Below are 22,081 nucleotides of genomic sequence, written 5' to 3'. Positions count from 1 at the left end.
GTGGGCCAGAAGGTCGGCGCGAGCAGCAACGCGTCCAGCAACACCAGTTCGACGACGAGCACGACCACGACGCAGTCCGGGTTCGTCGTCGTGACGGACCTGAAGAACCTCGTGCTGCACGCGAACGTCTCCGAGTCCGACGTCAGCAAGCTCAAGGGCGACCAGGCCGCGACGGTCACGGTCAACGCGATGCAGACCCAGCCCATCCAGGCCAAGGTCGCGCAGGTCGACCTCACGCCCACCACGTCGAACAACGTCGTCCAGTACGGCGTCACGCTGGCGTTGACGTCGCCGCCGGAGGGGTTGCGGCCCGGCCAGTCGGCGAGCGTCGAGATCACCGTCGCCGGGGCGACCAACGTCCTCGCCGTGCCCGCCGCGGCCGTGCAGACCGTCAACGGCGCCAGCAGCGTCCAGGTGATGGAGAACGGCGCCGAGACCCGCAAGACCGTCGAGATCGGCGTGCGCGGCGATCAGTACGTGGAGATCAAGTCCGGGCTGACCGCGGGCGAGGAAGTCGTGCTGCCGCCGGTCACCACCTCGACCAACCAGAACCGCACGGGCCAGCAGCAGGGTGGCCAGTTCCCCGGGACCGGCACCGGCAACCGCAACGGCGGCGGCTTCACCGGGACCGGTCGATGAGCCCGGTGATCGAGGTCAGAGACCTCCGCAAGACGTACGGCAGCGGTGACACGGCCGTGCACGCGTTGCGGGGCCTCGATCTCACGGTCGAGAAGGGCGAGTACATCGCGATCATGGGCGCGTCCGGGTCGGGCAAGTCGACGCTGCTCAACATCCTCGGGTGCCTCGACGTGCCGACGTCCGGGAAGTACCTGCTCGACGGCATCGACACGGGCGACTTCGACGAGGAACAGCTCTCGTTGCTGCGCAACCGGAAGATCGGGTTCGTCTTCCAGTCCTTCAACTTGGTGCCGCGCACCACGGCACTCGCGAACGTCGAACTCCCGCTGGTGTACGCGGGAGTTCGGCGTGCCCAACGCCGGGAACGGGCGCTCGCGGCGCTCGATCTCGTTGGTCTCAAAGACCGCACGCACCACCGGCCCAACGAACTGTCCGGCGGGCAACAACAACGTGTCGCGATCGCACGAGCTTTGGTGACGTCGCCCGCGATCGTGCTCGCCGACGAACCGACCGGAAACCTCGACACCGACTCCAGCCGGGAGGTCCTGGGCATCCTGGACCGGCTCAGCGCGAGCGGCCGCACGGTCGTGTTGATCACGCACGAGGACGAGGTCGCGGCCCACGCCATGCGCACTGTTCGCGTGGTGGACGGGAAAGTCGCGGGGGTGCTGGTGTGAGACTCTTCGAGATCGCCGCGTTCGCCGTTCGCGGGTTGACCGCGAACAAGATGCGGTCCGGGCTCACGACGCTGGGCATCCTGATCGGTGTCGCGTCGGTGATCCTGCTGATCGCGGTCGGCAACGGCGCGTCCAGCGCGGTGCAGCAGAGCATCGCCGGACTCGGCACGAACATCCTGACGATCAGTCCGCAGCGCTCCCAGCCCGGTAGTCCGGTCAAGCCGCTGACCACGGCGGACGCGGCGGCGCTGGTCGGCTCCGACTCCCCTGACGTCAAGTACGCGTCGCCGGTCGTGTCAGCGCAGGCCACGGCGGGTTACGGCACGACGAGCTACGCGATCAGCCAGTTCATCGGCTCGGATCCGCACTACTTCGAGACGACCAACAGCGCGGTCGCGCAGGGGAACCTGTTCTCCGACAACGACATCCAGCAGGCGCGCAAGGTCGTGGTGATCGGCGCGACCGTGGCCACGCAGCTCTTCCCCGGCACTGATCCGGTCGGGAAGTCCATGCTGGTCAACAACATCCCGTTCACCGTCATCGGAGTCCTGGCGGCCAAGGGATCGAGCGGCCTGCAGGACGCCGACGACATGGCCGTGGCGCCTTTGACGACCACGCAGAACGCGTTGACCGGCTACGGCAGCCTCACGCAGATCGTCGTGCAGGCCCGAAGCGCCGACGCGTTGCCGAACGCGCAGGCGCAGGTCACGACGATCTTGAACGGTCGTCACAAGATCACGGGCACGACCGCCGACTACCGGATCCTCAGCCAGGACCAGCTGCTCACCGCCCGCACCGCGACGACAGAGACGTTCACGGTGCTGCTGGCGTCGGTGGCCGCGATCTCGTTGCTGGTGGGCGGAATCGGCATCACGAACATCATGCTGGTCACGGTCACCGAGCGGATCCGCGAGATCGGCATCCGCAAGGCCGTCGGCGCACCTCGCTCGTCGATTCTCGGGCAGTTCCTGATCGAGGCGACGCTGCTGAGCCTGTTCGGCGGTGCTCTTGGTGTCGCGGCGGGATTGATCGGCAGCCAGTTCACCATCGCCGGGATCAAACCCGTGCTCGTTCCGTCGTCCGTGCTGCTGGCGTTCGCGGTGTCGGCGTTGATCGGCCTGTTCTTCGGCAGCTACCCCGCTTCCCGCGCGGCGAAGCTCCGTCCCATCGAAGCCCTCCGGCACGAATAAGGAGACCCTGACGTGACCAACCCACTCGACCAGCCGCTCGAGAACGACATCTCGGCCGAGCTGAAGGAACGCAAGTCCGGCGTCGGCAAGACCACGATGATCCTCGGGGTCGCGGTGCTGGCCATCGTCGCGTTCGTCGGCGGGGTGTTCGTGCAGAAGTCCTTCGGCTCCACGCCGGCCCCGACCCGGCAGAACGCCGCCGGGCGTCAGTTCAACGGGCAGGGCACGCCGCCATCTGGTCAGAACCGGCCGAACGGCGGCAACTTCGGGCGTGGCACCGCAGGCACGATCGACCACATCGACGGCACCACGGTGTACGTGAAGACCCAGAACGGGCAGGTCGTCAAGGTGTCCACTTCGGACTCCACGAAGGTGCAGATCACGTCCGACGGCAAGCTGACCGACCTCAAGGCCGGGCAGCAGGTCGTGGTGCAGGGCCAGGCGGGGTCGGACGGCACGGTGACCGGGCAGACCATCACGCAGCGGCCAGCGACCGGGTGATGCAGGATTCTCGCGTGGAACGTGGCCGGTTGCTCGTCGTCGAGGACGAACCCAGCATCCGCGAACTGCTGTGCGCCAGCCTGCGGTTCGCCGGGTTCACCGTGTCCAGCGCGGCGACGGGCGGCGAGGCCTTGCAGGCTGCGCGGGTGGAGTCGCCCGATCTGGTGCTGCTCGACGTGATGCTGCCTGATCGGGACGGGTTCGAGGTGGTGCGGCGGCTGCGTTCGGGCGGCTTGCAGGTGCCGGTGCTCTACCTGACCGCGCGGGACAGCCCGGACGACCGGATCACCGGGCTGACCGTGGGCGGCGACGGGTACATCACCAAGCCGTTCAGCCTGGAGGAGGTCATCGCGCGGGTGACGGCGGTGCTGCGCCGCACCCGGCCCGGACACGAGGGCGAGCAGCTGACCTGCGGTGATCTTTCGCTCGACGTGGAGAGCCACATCGTGCGGCGCGGGTCGCGGATCGTGGAGCTGTCGCCGACGGAGTTCCGGTTGCTGCACTACCTGATGCGCAACAGCGGCCGGGTGTTGTCGAAGGCGCAGATCCTGGATCAGGTGTGGTCGCACGACTTCGACGGCGATGTCGGGGTGGTCGAGTCGTACATCTCGTACCTGCGACGCAAAGTGGACGCGGACGCGCCGCGGCTGATCCACACCGTGCGCGGCCTGGGGTACATGATCCGCCCATGACGTTGCGCGTGCGGCTGGTGGTCGTGCTCGTCGCCCTGGTGGCCGCGGGTCTCTTCGGCACGTGGCTCGTCGGTTCGAAGGTGATGGAGAACTACCTCCTGCACCAGCTCGACGCCCGGCTGGACCGCGCGGCCGGCGCTCCCCGGCCGTTTCCGGGGCGGGAGAACATGATCCTGCGCTCGCCTTCCGAGGTGTTGTCCGGGACGCCGTTCGAGGGGCTGCCGGCGTACGGGGAGCTGACGGCTGGTGAGCACGTCACGGTCGGCACGCATCGGCTGGTGATGCGGCAGCTCGACGGCGCCGAGCTGGTCGTGGCGACGGATCAGAGCGAGGTCGACAAGGCGGTCGACGATCTGCGGGTGGCGTTCCTGCTGATCAGTCTCGGGGCGTTGCTGCTCGTCGGGATGGCCGGGTATGTGCTGGTCAGGTCGTCCACGCGGGCATTGGAGGAAGTGGAGCAGGTCGCCGGGGAGATCGCGGCCGGTGATCTTTCGCGACGGGTTCCGGTGCGACGGCCCGGGTCTGAGGTCGGGCGGCTGGCGTCGGCGTTGAACACGATGCTGGGGCAGATCGAGGCCGCCTTCGCCGTGCGGGTGTCGTCGGAGAACCGGATGCGGCAGTTCGTCGCTGATGCGTCGCACGAGTTGCGGACGCCGTTGACGTCGATTCGGGGGTATGCCGAGCTTTACCGGCAGGGTGCGGCCACGGATGCCGCTGAGGTGTTGCGACGCATCGAGGATCAGGCTCAGCGGATGGGTGTGCTGGTCGAGGATCTGCTTGCGCTGGCGCGGCTGGATTCCGCGCAACCGTTGGTGTTGTCCGATGTGGACCTCGTGGTGCTGGTGACGGATGCGGTGCACGAGGCGCGGGTTCGGGATCCTGAGCGGACGGTGTCGCTGACGCTCACCGGGCCCGTGGTGGTTCAGGGTGATGAGGCTCGGATCCGGCAGGTGCTGACGAACTTGCTGGACAACGCTTTGACGCACACTCCTGCGGGGTCGCCGATCGAGGTCCGGTTGACTGCCTCGGCGATTGAAGTCGCTGATCACGGGCCGGGGATGCCGGCCGAGCAGGCTTCGCGGGTGTTCGAACGGTTCTACCGGGCGGACTCGGCGCGTGGACCTGGCGGAGCTGGGTTGGGACTGGCGATCGTGGCGGCTTTGGTGGCCGCGCACGGGTGGAAGGTCGAGCTGGACACCGCGCCGGGTGAGGGCGCGGTGTTCCGGGTGCGGCTGAGCGCCTAACCGGCGAAGAGCTGCCCGAGCCGGTAGTCGATGATCCGTGTCGCCTGCTCGGCGTCGTAGGCCTCGACCAGCATCGCGCTGAGCAGGCCGCCGGTCATGGTCGCGAGTGCGTCAGCCTCCAGCTGGGTGTCGAGGTGCGCGGGAACCCCGCCGCGCTGCTGGGCTTGTCCGAGCTGATCCGCGAGCAGGCGCACGAGGTGGGGCATCATGGCCTGCTGATCTGGATCCTGACCGCCGCGGGTGACGTCGACGGCGAAGTAGGCTATCTGCACCGCGCACAGCATGCGGCTGCGTTCGTCGGTCGGCAGCACACCGAGCACGCAGGCGCGGATGACAGCGCGTTCGTCGCCGGTCCGCAGCGCTTCGGCGATGCCTCCTCCTGCCCGCTCGGCGCCCAGTTCGGTGATGCGTTGCCAGGCGTACCGCAGCATCTCCTCCTTGGCCGGGAAGTAGTACTGCACCTGGAACATCGAGACGCCGGCCTCAGCGGCGACCGCCCGCAGCGTCACCGCCTGCAGGCCCTGCGTCGCCGCGATCCGGAAGACCGCCTCCGCGAGCTCACGCCTTTTCTCGTCGTGGTCAACGCGTTTCGGCACGTGATCACTGTGTCACACCATCCGCTGCTGGCACGACGAGCCGGGGTGCTATAACATTGCATCTGCATTGGATAAACGACCTGGGGGGTCACGATGCTCGGCAAGTTCAAGGATCAGAAGTCGCAGGACAAGTACTTCGCCACGTACGACGCGATCCTGCGGAAGTGGCCCGTTCCGGCCGAGGAGCTGGACGTCGAGACGCGGTTCGGGCCGACCAGGGTCCGGCGCAGCGGCATCGGGCAGGGCACACCGATCGTGCTGCTGCACGGCGTGATGGGCACGTCGTTGTCCTGGTACTCCTTCGTCGCCGAACTGGCCGAGCGGCACACGGTGTACGCGGTGGACACGATCGGCGAACCGGGTCGCTCGGTCCAGACGCGTCCCGTGCAGAGCGGCTCCGACCAGGCGGACTGGCTCGCCGACGTGCTCGCCGGACTCGGCCACGAGAAGTACCACCTCGTCGGGATCTCCCGCGGCGCCATGATCGCGCTGGACCTCGTCATGCGTTCGAGCGACCGGATCGACCGCCTGATCGCCATCGAGCCGGGTGGCTTCGGGACCATCGGCCTGCGGTTCGTCCTCTGGAGCTTCGGCCAGATGTTCCGCTGGCTGCTGCCGGCGCCGATCCTGCGGCGGATCATGAAAGGAGATCCCTACGCGCGCCGCACTCTCGCCCCGTTGGTGATCCGCGGGCTCAAGTACAAGGCGCATTTCCCGCCACAGTACGAGTTCACCGACGACCAGCTGCGCGCGATCGCCGTGCCTGTTCACTTCGTGCTCGCCGAAAACTGCGCGGGGCACGACTCACGCGCGGTCGCCGCCCGTGTCGAGTCGCTCAATCCCCTTTTGCGCGCAGAGGTCGTGCCCAAGACCACGCACGCGCTGCCCCTGGAAGAACCGGAGCTCACGATCGCCCGGATCCTCACCCTCACCGAGACCGCCTCATGACCGGTTCGGCCAGTCGCGTTCGTAGTGCTCTGCCGGGAAGTCGCTCGGGCTCTCGCCGGTCGCACGGGCTTTGGCGATCTCCTTGGCGTAGCGCTCGTTGCGGGCGCACCACGGCGCGGCCGGGATGTACATGACGTTGCCCCAGCCCTGCTGGTTCTCGACCGGTGCGACGCTGTGGATCATGTCGCAGTGCCACCAGACCGAGTCGCCCGCCCTGACGTCCGGGATGCCGCTCAGGGCTTCGATCAGCAGCGCGTGGTACTTCGGGTTGACCGGGAAGACCTGGTTGACGGTGACGCCGCACATGTCGTCGTCCGGGACGTCGTCGAGCAGCGGGCGCAGCATCAGGTACGCCATCGCGCCGGGGATCGGCACGGTGTGCAGGACGCCTTGGTCGTGGTCCATGTCGGAGAGCGCGGTCCAGCCCTGGAAGGTGCGGAACACCGAGCACATCGTGGTGCCGGGGTACTGCGGGCCGGTGGTGCGGTGGGCGGCGTCCCACGGGTCGTACTGCTCGACCGTGCCGTTGAAGAGGTGCCGGAACGCCTGCTGGTACTCCTTCGTCATCCACAGGTCGAGCGTGCCGGGGTCGAGGTGAGTGCCGAGGCCGCTGGAGCTCGCGCCGGGCGGGCGGCGGCGGATGCGGTCCGGGTACCGGACGTCGCGGTTCGGGTCGAACCAGCCGTCGCTGCGCCACAGGCTGTTCAGGAAGCGTTGGACCGTGGCCATGCGCTCGTGTTCGCGCGCTTCGGTTTGCGCTGCTGACCAGTAGATCGGGTAGATCTCGGGCTTCGAGCCGACGCTGCCGAAGAAGTCGTCGCCGGGGCCTCGGTAGTTCTCGAAGAAGTTGTTGCGCTCTACGTAGTCCACAATGGACCGATCCCAGTTCTGGGCCTGCTCGCGGTCGAAGTGGTTGCGGACCACGAGGCAGCCGCGGCGTTTGACGAGGTCGGTCGGCACGGTTCCGGCCTCGATGTCGGCGTAGTCGATCACCGGCCACGCCTGGCCCGCTTTGACGTCGTCGACCTCCTGCCGGATCTGCTTCTCGACGACGGCGAACACCTCCTCGACGGTCCGGCCAGACGCTTCGATGTTCGCGCGGATCGCCTTCTTGATCTCGCGGACGGCTTTGGGCAGGTCAGGCGGGGTGGTTTTCCAGTTCGGCAGCATGACGCTCCTTCCAGTAAGGCCTCCTTACTTAGAACCATAGGCGTGTCGCACGCTTGTAGGCAAGACCCCTAACTAGAATGCGCGGCGTGACGAAGCCGTCCCAGGAGCTGCTGCGCTCGATCTCCGACGAGCACGTGCTGCGCGCGTTGATGTCCGCGCGCAGGCTGACGCGGGCCGAGTTGGCCGTGGTCACGGGGCTGTCGAAGCCGACCGTGGGCGAGAGCGTTCGACGGCTGGAGGAACTCGGGCTGGTCGCCGACACCGGCGAGCGCACTCCTGGTGGACGCGGCAAGGGGCGCGTCGGCTCGTTCTACAGCCTTGCAGATGTGGGCGTCGCGTTGGTGGTGACGATCGCGCACGACGGCGTGACGGCATCGTGCGTTGACGCGTACGGCGACTCGGTTTCGCGCGTGCACTCCCCCATCGGCGGGCCTGCCGAGGTGGCTTCGGTGTTGCCGATCGCGGCCGTGGAAGCTGTTGCTGGGCAACACGTCCGGCTGGCGGTGGTGAGCGCGGCCGATCCCGTCGACCGGCACACCGGGCGGCTCGTGCAGCTGCCGGACTCGCCGTTCCTGGTGGGAGCGCTGGATCCGGTCGAGGTGTTGCGGCCGTTCCTGAGCGGTCCGGTGATCGTGGACAACGACGTGAACTGGGCGGCGCAGGCCGAGCAGGCTTCCAGCGGTGTCTCGGACTTCGCTTACCTGTACCTGGGCGAGGGCTTGGGATGCGCGGTCGTCAGCGACGGCGAGGTGCGGCGCGGGCATTCCGGGCTGGCGGGCGAGATCTCGCACCTGATCACGGTCGGGCCTTCAGGGGCTGCCGTGCCGTTCATCGAGGTGTTCGGGGAGCTGGGACTGAGGCAGGCGGGGTCGACGGCGATCGATGTCGCACGGTTGCTGGAGAGTCCGGATTTGGACGTGGTGGCGCGGGCGATCGGTGGGGTCGTCACGGCGTTGGTCACGTTGGCGGACCCGGAAGTCGTTGTGGTGGGCGGAACTTGGGGGCCGTTGGTGCTCGATGAGATCACCGCCGCATGCGACCGACTGCCGCGCCACGTCGTTGTGGCCGCGGCGTCGGTGTCGTCTCCGTCGTTCGTCGGCGCGCAGGCTCATGCCTTGGAGCAGCTGCGAAACGCGCTGGTCGAGGCGTCCAGACCGCGCTAGGCGAGCAGGTCGAGCAGCTTCTGCGGGGGCTCGTCGCCGAACAGGCTCTCGGTGATGCCGTCGGCGTCCTCGACGGTCTCCACCGCGCGCACGAACATCGCTTCCTCGTACTCGTGCAGCGCGGCCTCGACGTCGGTGTGCGCGGCGAGCAGGCGGGCGAGCTCGGCGCCGTCCAGCATGGCGAGGTTGGCGCCTTCGCCGTTGGCCACGGTCAGGTGGGCGGCGTCGCCGAGCAGGGTCACGCCCGGCACCCGGTCCCAGCGATGTCCACGCGGCAACGTGTAGTGCGGGCGGAAGATCGGCGTGGTGTCGGACTCGGTGATCAGCGCGGTCAGCTCCGGTGCCCAGCCGCCGAACTCCGCGGCAATCCGCGCGGGGTCCGTGACGTCGATGTTCTCGAACCACTCCAGCGGCCGGGTGAACTCGACGTAGGCGTGCAGGGTGTCGCCGCGTTCCCGGTGCGCGAAGATCCCCTTGCCCTGGGCCGGGGCGAACATCGAGCCGCCACCGACGGTTCTGGCGATCGTCGGGTGCGCGGTGTCCGCGTGGTGGAGGTAGGTCTCGATGAACGTCACCCCCGCGTACTCCGGAGTCGCGTCGCTGAGCAACGGCCTCACGCGAGACCACGCGCCGTCCGCGCCCACGAGCAGCTCGGCTTCGTGAGTGTTGCCGTCGGCGAACGTGACCGTGCGGCCCTCGACGCCCGTCACCTTGTGGCCCCACCTCACCGTGCCTGCTGGGAGGGAGTCGAGCAGGATCTGGCGCAGGTCGGCGCGCTGGATCTCCGGACGGCCGCCGGTGCCGTCGTCGGGCTTGTCGAGCAGGACCGTGCCGTCGGTGTCGAGCACCCGCAGTGCCTGGCGTCCTTCGAGGACCTGGGCGTGGAACTCGTCCATCAGCCCGGCGGCTTGGAGCGCGAGCTGACCGTTGTAGTCGTGGATGTCGAGCATGCCACCCTGCGACCGCGCGTCCGGCGACTCCTCCGCCTCGTAGACGACGGACGGGATGCCGTGGACGTGCAGCACGCGGGCGAGGGTGAGGCCGCCGAGACCGGCGCCGATGATCGTGACTTTGGGCATGCGGCGAGGTTCGCTTGAGCTGCTGGCACCGATCGCACACGACGCTGGCACCCGGCTGTCAGGCCCTGTCAGTCACCACTCAGCGAAGCCGCCGTCGTCGTGCCGCCAGATCGGCGAGCGCCACGCGTGCCCGACCTCGGCGGCCCTGCGCACCGCCGCCTCGTCGACCTCCACGCCCAGGCCGGGTCCGGTCGGCCGGGCGATCCAGCCGTCCACGACCCGCACCGGCGCCATGTCCACCAGATAGGTGGGGTCGGTGCCGTGGTAGTGCATGCCCGCACTTTGTTCCTGGATCAGGAAGTTCGGCGTGGTGAACGCGACCTGCAGCGACGCCGCGAGCGAGATCGGCCCGAGTGGACAGTGCGGTGCGATCGAGGCGCCGTAGATCTCGGCCAGCGAACCGATGCGGCGCAGTTCGGAGATGCCGCCCGCGTGCGACGGGTCCGGTTGCACGACCGCCACGCCCGCGTCCAGCACCGGTTTGAACTCCCAGCGCGAGAAGAGCCGCTCCCCCGTCGCGATCGGCACGGTCGAGGCGGCGACCACCGAAGCCAGGACCTCGGGTGGCAGCTCGGGCAGCACCGGTTCCTCGACGAACATCGGCTGCACCTCTTCGAGCATGCGCACCAGACGTCGTGCCATGGCAGGGGAAACGCGGCCGTGGAAGTCGATCGCCAGCTCGCCTTGCGGTCCCAGCGCTTCGCGGGCCTGCCGTGCACGTTCCAGCACGGCTTGAGCTTCCGCGGGCGAGGCGATGGGGCGCATCTCGGCCGTGGCGTTCATCTTCACCGCCGAGAAGCCCTGCGCGACCTGCTCCGCCACCGCGTCGAACACACCGTCCGGCCGGTCGCCGCCCACCCACGAGTAGGCGCGCACGCGGTCGCGAACCGGGCCACCCAGCAGCTCGTGCACGGGCAGGCCGCGTGCTTTTCCCGCGATGTCCCACAACGCGTGGTCGTAACCGGAGAGCGCCGACGACAACACCGGGCCGCCGCGGTAGAAGCCGCCGCGGCGCAGGACCTGCCACAGGTCCTCGACGCGCAGCGGGTCCTGGCCGATGACCAGCTCGGAAAGCTCGTGGACGGCCGCGCGGACCGTCTCGGCCCTGCCCTCCACCACCGGCTCCCCCCAGCCGGTCACCCCCTCGTCCGTGCTCACCTTCAGGAACAACCAGCGGGGCTCGACCAGGAACGTCTCGACCGCCGTCACCTTCATGAAGAATCCTTTGCCGCGGACCAGCCGCCGTCGACCAGAATCTCCGCGCCCGTCACGAAGGACGCCCCCGGAGACAACAGAAAACCGATCACCGAGGCCACCTCGGCCGGGTCGCCGAGGCGGCCGGCCGGGGTGGCTCGGGCACTGCGTTCGCGATCTTCGATGGACACCCGGTCCCATGCCGCTGTCAGCACGGGCCCGGGGAGCACCGCGTTGACCCGGACGTGCGGCGCGTACTCGACCGCGAGCTGGCGGGTGAGAGCCACCAGCCCGCCTTTCGAGGCCGCGTACGCGCCGTGTCCCGGGATGCCGAAGTGCGCGTGCACCGATGACACGAGCACCACCGAGCCGCCCCGCTGCCGCAGTGACGGCAGGCAGGCCTGGAGGCCGTGGAACGCGCCGCCGAGGTTGACCGCGAGCTGGCGTTCCCACTCGGCGGGCGTGGTCTGGTCGAGCGGCTTGACCTGCACCGTGAACGCGTTGCTCACCAACGCGTCCACACCGTCCGTCAGTTCCACTGCCCGGCGCCACGTGTCTGGGTCGCTGACATCACCGCGAACAGCGACGTCACCCGTGATGTCGATGCCGATCACCCGGTACCCGTTGTCGGTCAGGTGCTGTGCCGTGGCGGCACCGATTCCCGCTGCCGCACCCGACACCACCGCGCACTTCATGGTTCACCTCGGTGCTGATCCACTCGCGCGCGTGCTGCGTGGAGGAGTAGAGCACCGCCGGCCGGCTTCCGTCGCGTTGCCCGAGCGCGCCCTGGGTGACCTTGAGCGCGATGATCTCCCGTCCCTGCCCGGTCTTCCCGAGCACCTCGAGCTTGACGAGGTTCTGGTTGTTCTGCGCCAACGAGTACAGCTGGTCGCGGATCCCGCCCGGCTCGTCGTAGGACCGCCACACGGTGAACCCGCCGGCGGCCTGCTCGGCGGCGAGCTGCTTGGTCGTCTTGCCGTCCTTGTTCTTCTTGAGCTTCGCGTCGATCCCGCGCTTCGCCAGGTCCTTCTGCTGGGCGGAGTCGAGGACGAGCTCGACCTCGACCTTGTCGCCGGCCGTTCTGGCAGCGGCGACGTCCAGGCCTTGTCTCGACAGATCACCCGCCTGTTTCGGTGTCACCTGGGCTACGTAGACGTCGAGGGGGTCGCTGGGCGGGGCGGCTTGGGCGGGTGACGCCGCCGCACCTCCGACGACGAGTGCCAGTGCGGACAGGAGAGTCGTGGACCGCTTCATTGCGTTCCTCCTGGGCGTGCGTGGTCGACGCAAGACCCGCCGACGCTACGCCGACCAGCCGTTACATTGATGAGCCTTTAGGCCCTACACGTTCGGCTCAACGGTCGCAGGTCGTGATTGGACGGTCACCTGACGTGGATAGGTCCACTTGTAGGGCTTGGCAACGGCTTCGTCACCGAGGGAGAGGGCGTTGAACGCCTCCCGTGCGCCGAGGCCGGCCTCCGCCATCTTCGCGGCGATGAGCCCGCCGAGCTGGGCGGCGGCGCAGGAGGTACCGCGCCACGACGCGAAGCCGGAAGCCCTTCCGGCGAATGCGTTGCCGCTGAGCAGTTCGACGGTCGTTCTCGTCTCCGTGAAGTAGGAGCTGACGAACTCGCCGTCAGCTCCTGGGTTGATCGTGCAGGTCACCCAGGGCAGTGCCGGGCTGTAGTCCTTCTTCCTCTCGGCGTCCTCGCCCACGTCGGAGAACGGGGTCGGCAGTCCGGCCGCGATGACGCCGGGGAGTGCGGCCGGCCAGGTGGGGGAGTTGCGCGTGATCTGGACGTCGCGTGACATTCCGTCCACGGCTCCGTGGTTGCCCGCCGCGGCGACGATCACCATGTGGCGCTGAAGCCGCTCGACCGCGCGTTCGACGATCAACGGCGGCCTGCCGTCGTTGGTGCGGGTGCCGCAGGCCATCACCAGCACGTGCACCCGGTCCTGCGGAGGGTCGTCGTAGAACTCCTCGAGCTGCTTGACCACGCACCAGGCGGAGGCCTTGCCTCTGTCGTTGAGCGCGGCGCGTGCTACGACGGTGGCGGCGGGCGCCTGCTTGAGGATCAGTCCGGCCATGAACAAGCCGTGCCCCAGTTCGAAGTAGGCGTCGGCGGGCGCCTCGGCCTTGTCGAAGCCGAGCGTTCTGATGGCGGTGTCGGGGAGGTCGTCGTGTTTGTAGATCGCGGTGTCGAGCAGGCCGACGCGCACGCCGGCGCCCTTGGGCTCCGCGAGCCAGTCGTCGGGCTTGCCGGCGGGTATCGGATCCCACAGGGTGTGGCTCTTGGTCTGCGGGTACGCCCCGAACTGGCTGGTCATCGGCCGGTTCTTGCCGATCAGCGGGACCCAGCCGCCGCAGCGCCCGGCGAGCCGCGCCCGAACCTCGTTGAGCACCGGGTCGAGCTCGGCGACCAGCTCCGGCTCCGAGTGGGCGTCGTCGGGTTTGTGCCAGAGGGTGAGGAGCGCGAGATCGAACGCGGGCGCGTCGTCGACCAGCTTGGTCTGGATCCCGAGCTCGTCCAGCACCTGCTCCACGGCGGAGCGGTGGGTGCTGTCGACGACGAGCTGGTCGGTACCGCCCAGCAGCTTCTCGCATTCGCTCTCGACTGGGGTGGTCATGTCAGCCTCCGGGTTGAGTTCTCGCAGAACCGATGCCGTCGAGCGTCACGTTGATACCTTGGTCATCATGGTGCCGGGACCGGCGTTACACGCGGCGCGCGAGGCGATGCGGCTCGCCGACGCCGATCCGGTCAAGGCGATTCCGGCGGCGGCCGAGGTCGTCGCGCGTGCTCAGAGCGATGCCGCGGCCCGTGCGCTGGCCGAGCAGGCGTGGGGGCACGCGCTGGCCCAGACCGGGCAGGTCGACCTCGCCGTCACCCATTTGCGCCGCGCGGTCCGGCTCGGGGCGGGCAAGGCGGCCGCGGAGAGCCGGATGAAGCTCGCGTTCGCGCTCGTGCATCAGGGCCGTGCCGTGTCCGCCCTGCGCGAGGTGGACTTGGCGGTGCCGCTGCTGGGTGCGCGCGCTCGGGGCCAACGCGCCGTGATCCTCTACCACCTCGGCCGGCTCGACGAGGCGTTCGCCGACTACCAGGCCGCCGGGCGGGCGTTCCGGCGCAGCGGGGACAAGCTCGGCCTGCAGCGGCACCTGGTGAACACGGGCATCCTGCAGGCCGAACGGCAGAACTTCGCGGCCGCGGTGAAGGACCTGCTCGAAGCCGACGGCCTGGCCCGCGAGCTGGACCGGCCGCTCGTGGTCGGCATCATCGCCGAGAACCTGGGCTGGGTGGAGAGCCGCCGGGGTGACGTGCCGGCCGCGCTGGCGCACTTCGACCGGGCGGAGGAGATCATCGCCCGGCACGGCGGTCAGCTCGCGCCCGTGCTGCAGGACCGCGCCGAACTGCTGCTGTCCGTGGGCTTGGCCGGCGAAGCACGAGAGCACGCCGCGCAGGCGGTCGCCGCCTTCCGCGCGGACGGTCGTCAGCTGAAGGTGCCCGAGATGCGGCTGCTGCTCGCCGACGCCGCGCTCCTCGCGTCGGACTGGGACGCCGCCGCTGGGCATGCCCGCGCCGCGCTGGCTCAGTTCACCCGTCAGGGACGCTCGCACCACGCCGCTCTGGCCCGGTCCACCGTGATGCGGGCTGCCTTGAACGCCGGAAAGCCTTGCCGCATCGGCGATCCCGCCGCGATGATCACGGCGTTGGAGGGACGGCCGGCCGCCGTCGTCCAGGCACACATCGATCTCGCACTGGTCTTCGAGCGACGAAGACAGCCGGCGCCGGCGGTCTCGCACCTGACCACGGCGAGCGCGGCACGGACCGGTGGCCCGGCGACGTTGCGCGCCCGCGGCTGGTACGCGGAGGCCTTGCTGCGCACGAACCCTCGTTCCGCGATGGCCGCGGCACGGCGAGGACTTCGCGTTCTCGACGAGAACCACGCCTCCCTGGGCGCCAGCGACCTCCGCGCTCACTCGGCCCTGCACCGCGCCGATCTGGCCTCGCTGGGCCTGCGAATCGCGTTGGGCTCCGGTACACCCGCGGATGTCTTCGAGTGGGCCGAACGCGGTCGTGCGAGCCGGTTCCTGCAACGCTCGGTTCGCCCGCCCGACGATCCCGAGCTCGCCTCCCTGCTGCCGTTGTTGCGCGCCACCGCTCTCGAACTGGAGAGCAGTCCCACGCCTCGGCTCCGGCACCGGCAGGTCGAGCTGGAACGGCAGATCAAGAACCGCAGCCGCCAGCTCCGTGCTTTCACCGGTGGTCCCGCCGACCCGGTCCGGCCGTCCACACTGGACCTGGGTGACCGAGTGCTGGTCCAGTTCATCGAGTTCGGCGGTTCTCTTCTGGCTTTGCAGCTGGCTGACGGTCGGATGGACGTGCGCACGGTCGGTACGGTCAGCGAGGTGGGCGGCCTGCTGGCACGCGTGCCGTTCGCGTTGCGGCACCTGGCTCACCGGCCACGTCCCGAGATCGCCGAGCTGCTCCGCTCGACCGCCGCGAAGCTCGACTCCCTGCTCCTGCCGGCGTGCGACCGTCCGCTCGTCGTGGTGCCCACCGGCGTGCTGCACGACGTCCCGTGGTCGACTTTGCCGTCCTGTCAAGGGAAACCGGTCGTGGTCTCACCGTCGGCGACCCTGTGGCACACCGCCTCTTCCCGGCCGGCTCGTCCACGTACGTTCGCGGTCGCGAGCGGTCCAGGTCTGCCGGGTGCCTCGGAAGAAGCTTCGGCCGTGGCGGAGATTCACCAGATCGCGAGCCCCACGTCCGCGACGGTCGACGACGTCCTGAAGGCCTTGAACACGGCCGGCACCGTGCATCTGGCGGCCCACGGCCGGCTCAACCCGGACAACCCGCTGTTCTCCGCGCTGTCGCTGCACGACGGCCCGCTCGTGGTCTACGACGTCCAGCGCCTCGACCAGGTCCCGGAGACCGTGATCATGGCCGCCTGCGACGTCGGCCGCTCGGTCGTGGTGTCCGGCAACGAGCTCCTCGGCCTCGCCGCGACGTTCCTCGAGCGCGGCACCTCGCAGCTGATCGCCCCGGTAGTGCCGGTGCCGGACGCCGAGACCAAGGAGCTGATGGTCGCGGTGCACCGGCGGTTGCGGGACGGCAGGACGCCCTCGGAGGCGCTGGCCGAGGCCCAGCAGGAACTGGACCGGCCCAGCGGTTTCGTCTGCATCGGCGCCTAGAACTCCGCGCGGAACACCCGCAGGTACTTGCGGAACCCGGCGAACCTGACCCCGATGCGGTAGAGCCTGCGCACACCGGGATCGGGAACCTGGTCGTACTGAGCCATGATCGCCGCTTCGTCACGGAACCGGATCCGCGGGTTCCAGCGCTCGACGTCCCTGCCCTCGCGCATCGGCGTCCAGTACGCCGGATAGTCGTAGAACCACCGGCTGAAGTACTTCTTGAGCACCTGGGTCGTCTTCGCGATCCACGGCATGACGCCGTCGAAGATCAGCTCGCCGCCGGGGAAGGTGTGCGTGATGCGCAGGAGCAGCCGTCGCACCTCGGCCTCTCGCAGGTACATCAGCAGACCCTCGGCGATCACGAGCACCGGCTTGTCGTCCGGGATCTCGTCGAACGCATCGGCGTCCGTGGCCGAGGCGGCGATCATCCGGTAGCGGTCGCCGTCCTCGTAGAGCTTGCGCCGCAACGCGATGACGTCGGGCAGATCGAGGTCGAACCAGCGGACAGAGGAAGGCAGGTCGAGCCGGAACGCCCTCGTGTCGAGCCCGCACGCGAGCTGCAGCACCGTCGCGTCCGGGTGGCGGCGGAGGAAGTCCGCGGCCCACTCGTCGAACTGCTTGGAGCGCAACGCGACCGCGAACCGGTTGCGCATGATCGCCGGCTTGTCGATCTTCCGCCAGTCGAAGTCGATCCGTTCGACGGCGTCCGCGGCGAACCTGTCTCCGAGCACCGGCTTGCTCTCCCCGGCGTCCGCGGCCCTCAGGTAGAGGGTCACGAGCATCGTGGCCTGCACGCCGGTGAAGTCGACCTTCGCCATGGAGATCAGCGTACGACCGCAAAGGGGGTGCCAGCGAGCGCTGACGCCCCCGAGCCGCTAACGGGCGAACTGGAACCAGTTCACGTTCGCCAGGTCACCACCTGTGCCACCGGTCGCCACCAGGTAGAGCCGGTGCACCCCGGTCGCCCCGGAAGCCGGAGCCGTGCGCGAGGTCCACGTCTGCCAGCCACCCGTGCTCGCCGCGGACACCGTGGCGACCAAAGGACCGGTCGGGCTGTCGAGCCGGTACTGCAGCGTGCCGTTCGCCGTCGAGGCGGAGGCGATTCGGGTGGTCACCGAGGCCGGCGGCGTGGCACCGAAGTCGACGTCCGCGTAGGCCACGTAGTCGCCCGGCGTCAGGTAGCCGACGTTCTGCCCGCAGCCCGAGTCGGTGCACCGCTCGACCTGCGTGCCGCGCTGCTCGTCGTAGTACGAGGCACCGATCAGCGCGTAGGCGTTCTGCGTGGCCGGGAACTGCGCGCCGAAGCCGTACGGGAACAGCGGCGTCTTGCCGTCACCGACGTTGATCGGCTGTTGTGAGGCGCTCTGCATCCACGTGAACGGCAGCGTGCCGGTCGGGCGGTAGTCGCCGAACAGGACGTCCGCCACGCCGTTGCCCTCGGTGCCGGGCAGCCAGGCCGCGACCAGGGCGGTCCACTGCGGCAGCTGTGCCGCGATGTCCAGCGGGCGGCCGGACACGAGCACCACCACGACCGGGACACCCGTGGAGCGCAACGTGTTCAGCGTCGCGAGGTCCTCGCTGTCCAGCCCCATCGCGCCCGGCTTGTCACCGGCGCCCTCGGCGTACGGCGTCTCACCGATCACCGCGATGGCGGCCTGGTACGAACCGTCGATGCCCGTGCCGTTGCGGTTGTACGTCACGGTCGTGGAGGACGAGACGGCCGAGCGGATTCCTTGCAGCACAGTGGTTCCCGGTTGCGTCGGACCACTGCCACCCTGCCACGACAACGTCCAGCCGCCGCTCTGGTAGCCGATGTCGTCCGCGCTCTTGCCGGCCACGAAGATCTTCGACGAGGTCTTCGGCAACGGCAGGACGCCGTTCTGGTTCTTGAGCAGCACCTGCGACTTGCGCACGGCCTCGCGAGCCAGCGCGCGGTGTGCCGCGTTGCCGACGGTCGGCGTGTACGAGCGGTCGGTCAGCGGCTTCTCGAACAGCCCCAGCTCGAACTTCTTGGTCAGGATGCGGCGGTTGGCGTCGTCGATGCGCGACATCGGCACCCGGCCCGCCTGCACCTCGCCCTTGAGCAGCGTGATGAACGAGCGCCACTCGGTCGGCGCCATGATCATGTCGAGGCCGGCGTTGATCGACGTGCGGACCTCGGCCGCGGTGAAGCCCGGCTGGCCGTCAATCTGGTCGATGGCGTTCCAGTCCGACACGACGAGGCCGCTGAAGCCCAGCTCGCCCTTCAGCACGTCGGTGATCAGGTACTTGTTGGCGTGCGTCTTGAGGCCGTTGACGCTGCTGTACGTGATCATCACCGAGCCGACGCCGCGCGCCACCGCCTCGCGGAACGGCGGCAGGTGGGTCGCCCGCAGCTCGGCGTCGCTGACCTGCGTGTTGCCCTGGTCGTCGCCGTCGGTCGTGCCGCCGTCGCCGATGTAGTGCTTGGCCGTGGCCAGAACCGAGCCGGGGTCCGACAGCTTCGCGCCCTGCAGACCAGTGATCATCGTGGTCATCGACGTCGCGTTCTCGGGCGTCTCGCCGAACGACTCGTAGGTGCGGCCCCAGCGGTCGTTGCGCGCGACGCACAGGCACGGCGCGAAGTCCCAGTCGATGCCGGTGCCCGACACCTCTTCGGCGGTGGCCCGGCCGATCCGCTGCACGAGCGCGGGGTCGCGGGTCGCACCGAGGCCGATGTTGTGCGGGAAGATCGTGGCGCCGACGACGTTGTTGTGGCCGTGCACCGCGTCCACGCCGTAGATCAGCGGGATCTTCAACGGCGTTGCCCGCGCCGCGTTCTGGAAGCTGTCGTACATGTTCGCCCACGACGTGGCGTTGTTGGGGGAGGGCGCCGAACCGCCACCGGACAGCAACGAACCGATCCGGAAGTTGGTCAGGTCGGCGTTGCTCACCGCGTTGCGCTCGGCCTGCGTCATCTGCCCGACCTTCTCGTCGAGCGACATCCGGCCGAGCAGGTCGGAGACGCGCGCGGGGATCGGCTGGGCCGGGTCCAGGTAGATCGGGTCCGCCGCGGCGGCCGTACCGGTCGGGGCTGCTGCGGCCGACAGCAGGAGCACGGCCGCGAGGAGCTTTCTCATGGGGCAGACCTCCGGGGGACGAGGTCCTGTTTACCTTGCGGCACAACAGGGTTGGCCGAGCGTAACCCCAGTTCACAAAGTGGTATAGACCAAAGGGGAACCGGAACGAGGACCGGTTCCCCCGCTCACCTCACCGGCACCAGGACTGGACCGTTGCGGCGAACTCCGGGTACTCCGCTCGCGCCGCGGCCAGCACCTCGGCGGGCGTGCGCGGCTCGATTCCCGAGTACTTCTCCGCCACGGCACGAAGTTCGTCATGCCCCACCCCGCCGTCGGCCCCGAACTCGACAGCCTCCTGCGGTCCGACCCCGCCCGCGAGCAACCACAGGAACTCGCCCAGGCTGCGCGCCACGATCCCGACTTCGCCCTCCGAGCCGAAGAACGCCACCGGCTGCTCGGCGAGAGGCTGTCCTGGCCGCACGAGCCAGCTGACGGCGAGCCCGCCCGTGCCGTCCTGCCCGAACACCCGGAACGCGTCGCCGTCGAGCTCCTTGTTGCCGGTCCAGGCCCTGATCCAGTCCGTCGTCTCCTCGGCGGAGTCGAACTCCTGGTACGGCTCGTAGTCGATGTTGCCCGGCGCCGCTTCCTCGGTCTTCTCGTCGTAGTCCCACGGGAAGTCGATGCGGCTCAACGCGACGAGGGCCGCGGGGAACGTTCTGTCAGTGATCTCCACGCGCGCAAGCTACCTCTGGCCAAAGCGAACGGGTGACCGTTCAGACGACGATCTTCTGGTACTGCTCGCGGTCCATGTCGTGCACCTCGAGCGTGAGCTGGGTCGGCAGCCCCTCGACCGGCTTGAGGTGTTCCCGCACGAGCCCGATGCTCACGCGCCCCACCTCCTGCTTGAGCTCGACCGGCCGCCCGGCCAGCAGGCCGACCCGGACGTGGATCATCGCCGCGGGAGAGCCGTCGCCGATCACGGACTCCTCGATCTGCTTGAACCGCGTCTTGAACGCGGCCACGTCCGAGCTGACCAGCGGCGAGAGCGTCTGGTGCAGCGCCAGCGCGAACGCGCGGCGGTCGAACGCCTCGTTCAGTTCGGCGGAGTACTCGACGGTGATCTGTGGCATGAGCTCACGCTACCGGCCACGACCATCTCGGTGCGCTCCCGGACGCCGTGCGCGACGGCCGGCAGCAACCGGGTGCCGAGACCTCGTCGGCCGCAAGCCGCCGACGTTCCGCGAGGCCGTTCGTCAACGCATCAGTTGACGCGGAGGGTCGTCAACGCATACGTTGACGAGGTGGGTGAACCGAACGAGTCGTTGAGCGCGCTGCGGATGATGCCGTGGGCCAGGGAGTCCGTCGACCAGGCGGAACGGGTGCTGATCGAGGCTGTCCTGGACGGCGGCTGGACGTGGGAGCAGCTGGGCGCGGAGTACGGCGAACGGTCCAAGCAGGCCATGCAGCAGCACTACAAGCGGCGAGGCGGGCAACGGACCTGGTCGAGGCGGACCGGCGCGGAACCTCCGGACGCCGGCGCCGTGCGGGACGCGATCACCAGGCTGTTGCTCAACTTCCGCGCCACCGACGAGGCGCTGACCCGCACGATGCGCGACGCGTCCTGGAACGAGAAGGACCCCGAGCGGGAGGCGAGGCGGCGGCGGTCGTGGGTCGAGCGGCTCAACGACAGCATGGACTCGCTGCACGACTTCATCAACAACCGCATGGGCAAGGTCCCGCGCTGGGAGGGGCCGGAGGTGCCCGCCGACGTCGCTCACGAGGTCGGGGCGGACACCGCTCAAGCCCTGGAACGCCTGCGGCAGCACCGCGACGAGGTCGACGCCACCATCGCGGAGCTGCTGCGCCGCCAGGCCGAGCTCAGCCGGTAGCGGCCACGGGGGTCCGCTGCAGGCGGCGGGCTGCGGTGACGCCGAGCACTCCCGCCACGCCGGCCCACCCGGCGAGCACCGCCGCCCAGGTCGGCTCCCACTCCGGCTGACCGAGCCGCAGCACCCAGCTCACGGCGAACAGCAGCAGGACCACCGCGATCCCGAGATCACGCCCGGACGTGCGGACGCGGGGTTCGGCGAAGATCCGGTCGAGCCACTCGGCCGCCGCGACCGCGATGCCGAGCAGCAGGCCCGCGGTGATGACGTGCCAGGTGAGCACGGCGGGCAGGCCGGTGAGCAGGTGCAGCACGTCGAGCGCCGTCGCGGCGGTGAACAGGGCGAAGGGCAGTGCGACCAGACGGCGCGGCATGGTGTTCGTTTCCTCCCGGGAGAAGCTCGAGGCAGAGATACCCGCCCTCGCCCCGCGCTCACACCTAGGATCTGGGGGTGGATGTCTCCCGCAGGAACAACGTCGTCGTGACCGGTAACCCGGCAGGTCCGGCCGTGCTGCTCGCGCACGGTTTCGGTTGCGACCAGAACCTGTGGCACAGAATCGTCCCGGACCTCGCCGAACACTGCCACGTCGTGCTGTTCGACCACACCGGCAGCGGCCGTTCGGATCTCAGCGCGTGGTCCGCCGAGCGCTACGGCACGCTCGACGGGTATGCCGACGACGTGCTGGCCATCTGCCACGAGCTCGACCTGCGAGACGTCGTGCTGGTCGGGCACTCGGTCAGCGCGATGATCGCGGTGCTGGCGGCGAACCGGGAGCCGGAACGGTTCGCGCAGCTGGTCCTGCTCACGCCGTCACCGTGCTATGTGGACGATGGCGACTACCGCGGCGGCTTCAGCCGCGAGGACGTCGACGAG

Annotated in this window: 23 protein-coding genes and 1 pseudogene; 11 read left to right on the top strand and 13 right to left on the bottom strand. The window is 69.2% G+C overall.

The window, feature by feature from the left end:
* From ABZX92_RS37300 to ABZX92_RS37275, 6 genes are all read left to right on the top strand, one after another.
* The coding region (locus tag ABZX92_RS37300) for an HlyD family efflux transporter periplasmic adaptor subunit (RefSeq protein WP_355570170.1) at nucleotides 1–639 on the top strand (639 nt) is incomplete at its 5' end.
* Nucleotides 636–1,316, top strand: a complete 681-nt coding sequence (locus tag ABZX92_RS37295; RefSeq protein ID WP_355570169.1) for an ABC transporter ATP-binding protein — start codon at nucleotides 636–638, stop codon at nucleotides 1,314–1,316. The genes ABZX92_RS37300 and ABZX92_RS37295, both read left to right, overlap by 4 nt.
* A complete protein-coding gene (locus ABZX92_RS37290; RefSeq protein WP_355570168.1) occupies nucleotides 1,313–2,506 on the top strand; it encodes an ABC transporter permease in 1,194 nt (397 codons plus the stop codon). The genes ABZX92_RS37295 and ABZX92_RS37290 overlap by 4 nt, the downstream gene beginning before the upstream one ends.
* A 12-nt stretch (nucleotides 2,507–2,518) precedes the next feature.
* A complete protein-coding gene (locus tag ABZX92_RS37285) occupies nucleotides 2,519–3,007 on the top strand; it encodes a hypothetical protein (protein ID WP_355570167.1) in 489 nt (162 codons plus the stop codon).
* Nucleotides 3,008–3,021: 14 nt separating this feature from the next.
* Nucleotides 3,022–3,699, top strand: a complete 678-nt coding sequence (locus ABZX92_RS37280; RefSeq protein ID WP_355570166.1) for a response regulator transcription factor — start codon at nucleotides 3,022–3,024, stop codon at nucleotides 3,697–3,699.
* Nucleotides 3,696–4,943, top strand: a complete 1,248-nt coding sequence (locus tag ABZX92_RS37275) for a HAMP domain-containing sensor histidine kinase (RefSeq protein WP_355570165.1) — start codon at nucleotides 3,696–3,698, stop codon at nucleotides 4,941–4,943. Before ABZX92_RS37280 ends, ABZX92_RS37275 begins: the two co-directional genes overlap by 4 nt.
* Here the strand turns inward: ABZX92_RS37275 and ABZX92_RS37270 are convergent.
* On the bottom strand, nucleotides 4,940–5,539 hold the full coding sequence (locus tag ABZX92_RS37270) for a TetR/AcrR family transcriptional regulator (protein WP_355570164.1): 600 nt from the start codon (nucleotides 5,537–5,539) through the stop codon (nucleotides 4,940–4,942). The genes ABZX92_RS37275 and ABZX92_RS37270 overlap by 4 nt on opposite strands.
* A 93-nt stretch (nucleotides 5,540–5,632) precedes the next feature.
* On the opposite strand from ABZX92_RS37270, the gene ABZX92_RS37265 reads away from it, so the two are divergent.
* Nucleotides 5,633–6,487, top strand: coding sequence for an alpha/beta hydrolase (locus ABZX92_RS37265; protein WP_355570163.1), 855 nt, complete (start codon nucleotides 5,633–5,635; stop codon nucleotides 6,485–6,487).
* On the opposite strand, the gene ABZX92_RS37260 is transcribed toward ABZX92_RS37265, so the two are convergent.
* Nucleotides 6,482–7,657: a YbiU family protein gene (locus ABZX92_RS37260; RefSeq protein ID WP_355570162.1), complete on the bottom strand. Its 1,176-nt coding sequence runs from the start codon at nucleotides 7,655–7,657 to the stop codon at nucleotides 6,482–6,484. The genes ABZX92_RS37265 and ABZX92_RS37260 overlap by 6 nt on opposite strands.
* Nucleotides 7,658–7,743: 86 nt before the next feature.
* Here ABZX92_RS37260 and ABZX92_RS37255 point away from each other — a divergent pair, with 86 nt between their 5' ends.
* A complete protein-coding gene (locus tag ABZX92_RS37255; RefSeq protein ID WP_355570161.1) occupies nucleotides 7,744–8,820 on the top strand; it encodes an ROK family transcriptional regulator in 1,077 nt (358 codons plus the stop codon).
* Here the strand turns inward: ABZX92_RS37255 and ABZX92_RS37250 are convergent.
* The 5 genes from ABZX92_RS37250 to ABZX92_RS37230 all read right to left on the bottom strand — a co-directional run bounded on the left by ABZX92_RS37250 (nucleotide 8,817) and on the right by ABZX92_RS37230 (nucleotide 13,718).
* Nucleotides 8,817–9,899, bottom strand: a complete 1,083-nt coding sequence (locus ABZX92_RS37250) for an NAD(P)/FAD-dependent oxidoreductase (protein WP_355570160.1) — start codon at nucleotides 9,897–9,899, stop codon at nucleotides 8,817–8,819. The two genes, ABZX92_RS37255 and ABZX92_RS37250, sit on opposite strands and share 4 nt — an antisense overlap.
* Before the next feature lie 72 nt (nucleotides 9,900–9,971).
* Nucleotides 9,972–11,114: a galactonate dehydratase gene (gene dgoD / locus ABZX92_RS37245; protein WP_355570159.1), complete on the bottom strand. Its 1,143-nt coding sequence runs from the start codon at nucleotides 11,112–11,114 to the stop codon at nucleotides 9,972–9,974.
* Nucleotides 11,111–11,788, bottom strand: coding sequence for an SDR family oxidoreductase (locus tag ABZX92_RS37240; RefSeq protein WP_355570158.1), 678 nt, complete (start codon nucleotides 11,786–11,788; stop codon nucleotides 11,111–11,113). The genes dgoD and ABZX92_RS37240 overlap by 4 nt, the downstream gene beginning before the upstream one ends.
* Nucleotides 11,682–12,347, bottom strand: a complete 666-nt coding sequence (locus ABZX92_RS37235) for a M14 family zinc carboxypeptidase (protein WP_355570157.1) — start codon at nucleotides 12,345–12,347, stop codon at nucleotides 11,682–11,684. Before ABZX92_RS37235 ends, ABZX92_RS37240 begins: the two co-directional genes overlap by 107 nt.
* Nucleotides 12,348–12,431: 84 nt before the next feature.
* Nucleotides 12,432–13,718: a S8/S53 family peptidase gene (locus tag ABZX92_RS37230; RefSeq protein ID WP_355570156.1), complete on the bottom strand. Its 1,287-nt coding sequence runs from the start codon at nucleotides 13,716–13,718 to the stop codon at nucleotides 12,432–12,434.
* A 67-nt stretch (nucleotides 13,719–13,785) separates the two neighbouring features.
* On the opposite strand from ABZX92_RS37230, the gene ABZX92_RS37225 reads away from it, so the two are divergent.
* Nucleotides 13,786–16,281 (top strand): CHAT domain-containing tetratricopeptide repeat protein, encoded by a 2,496-nt coding sequence (locus tag ABZX92_RS37225; protein WP_355570155.1) that lies wholly within the window; start codon nucleotides 13,786–13,788, stop codon nucleotides 16,279–16,281.
* Here the strand turns inward: ABZX92_RS37225 and ABZX92_RS37220 are convergent.
* From ABZX92_RS37220 to ABZX92_RS37200, 5 genes and pseudogenes are all read right to left on the bottom strand, one after another.
* Nucleotides 16,278–17,102: a class I SAM-dependent methyltransferase gene (locus ABZX92_RS37220; protein ID WP_355570154.1), complete on the bottom strand. Its 825-nt coding sequence runs from the start codon at nucleotides 17,100–17,102 to the stop codon at nucleotides 16,278–16,280. The genes ABZX92_RS37225 and ABZX92_RS37220 overlap by 4 nt on opposite strands.
* Before the next feature lie 57 nt (nucleotides 17,103–17,159).
* On the bottom strand, nucleotides 17,160–17,546 hold the full coding sequence (locus ABZX92_RS37215) for a carbohydrate-binding protein (RefSeq protein WP_355570171.1): 387 nt from the start codon (nucleotides 17,544–17,546) through the stop codon (nucleotides 17,160–17,162).
* 27 nt (nucleotides 17,547–17,573) lie between these two features.
* Nucleotides 17,574–19,382, bottom strand: a pseudogene (locus tag ABZX92_RS37210) (glycoside hydrolase family 3 protein); the annotation flags it as partial.
* 130 nt (nucleotides 19,383–19,512) lie between these two features.
* Nucleotides 19,513–20,055 carry a hypothetical protein gene (locus tag ABZX92_RS37205; RefSeq protein ID WP_355570153.1) on the bottom strand — a complete coding sequence of 181 codons (543 nt, stop codon included), beginning with the start codon at nucleotides 20,053–20,055 and terminating at the stop codon, nucleotides 19,513–19,515.
* Nucleotides 20,056–20,095: 40 nt separating this feature from the next.
* Complete coding sequence (locus tag ABZX92_RS37200; protein WP_355570152.1) at nucleotides 20,096–20,452, bottom strand: hypothetical protein; 357 nt, start codon at nucleotides 20,450–20,452, stop codon at nucleotides 20,096–20,098.
* Between the two features lie 171 nt (nucleotides 20,453–20,623).
* Between ABZX92_RS37200 and ABZX92_RS37195 the strand changes: the two genes are divergently transcribed.
* Nucleotides 20,624–21,211 carry a hypothetical protein gene (locus ABZX92_RS37195; RefSeq protein WP_355570151.1) on the top strand — a complete coding sequence of 196 codons (588 nt, stop codon included), beginning with the start codon at nucleotides 20,624–20,626 and terminating at the stop codon, nucleotides 21,209–21,211.
* On the opposite strand, the gene ABZX92_RS37190 is transcribed toward ABZX92_RS37195, so the two are convergent.
* Nucleotides 21,201–21,581: a hypothetical protein gene (locus tag ABZX92_RS37190; protein WP_355570150.1), complete on the bottom strand. Its 381-nt coding sequence runs from the start codon at nucleotides 21,579–21,581 to the stop codon at nucleotides 21,201–21,203. The two genes, ABZX92_RS37195 and ABZX92_RS37190, sit on opposite strands and share 11 nt — an antisense overlap.
* A gap of 77 nt (nucleotides 21,582–21,658) precedes the next feature.
* On the opposite strand from ABZX92_RS37190, the gene ABZX92_RS37185 reads away from it, so the two are divergent.
* A partial coding sequence (locus ABZX92_RS37185; RefSeq protein ID WP_355570149.1) for an alpha/beta fold hydrolase occupies nucleotides 21,659–22,081 on the top strand: 423 nt, incomplete at its 3' end.

The sequence above is a fragment of the Lentzea sp. NPDC006480 genome (genome assembly GCF_040611995.1).
In the GTDB taxonomy this organism is placed as follows: domain Bacteria; phylum Actinomycetota; class Actinomycetes; order Mycobacteriales; family Pseudonocardiaceae; genus Lentzea.
The sequence above is the reverse complement of the archived record's forward strand: the minus strand, read 5'-3'. Positions and strand labels throughout refer to the sequence as shown.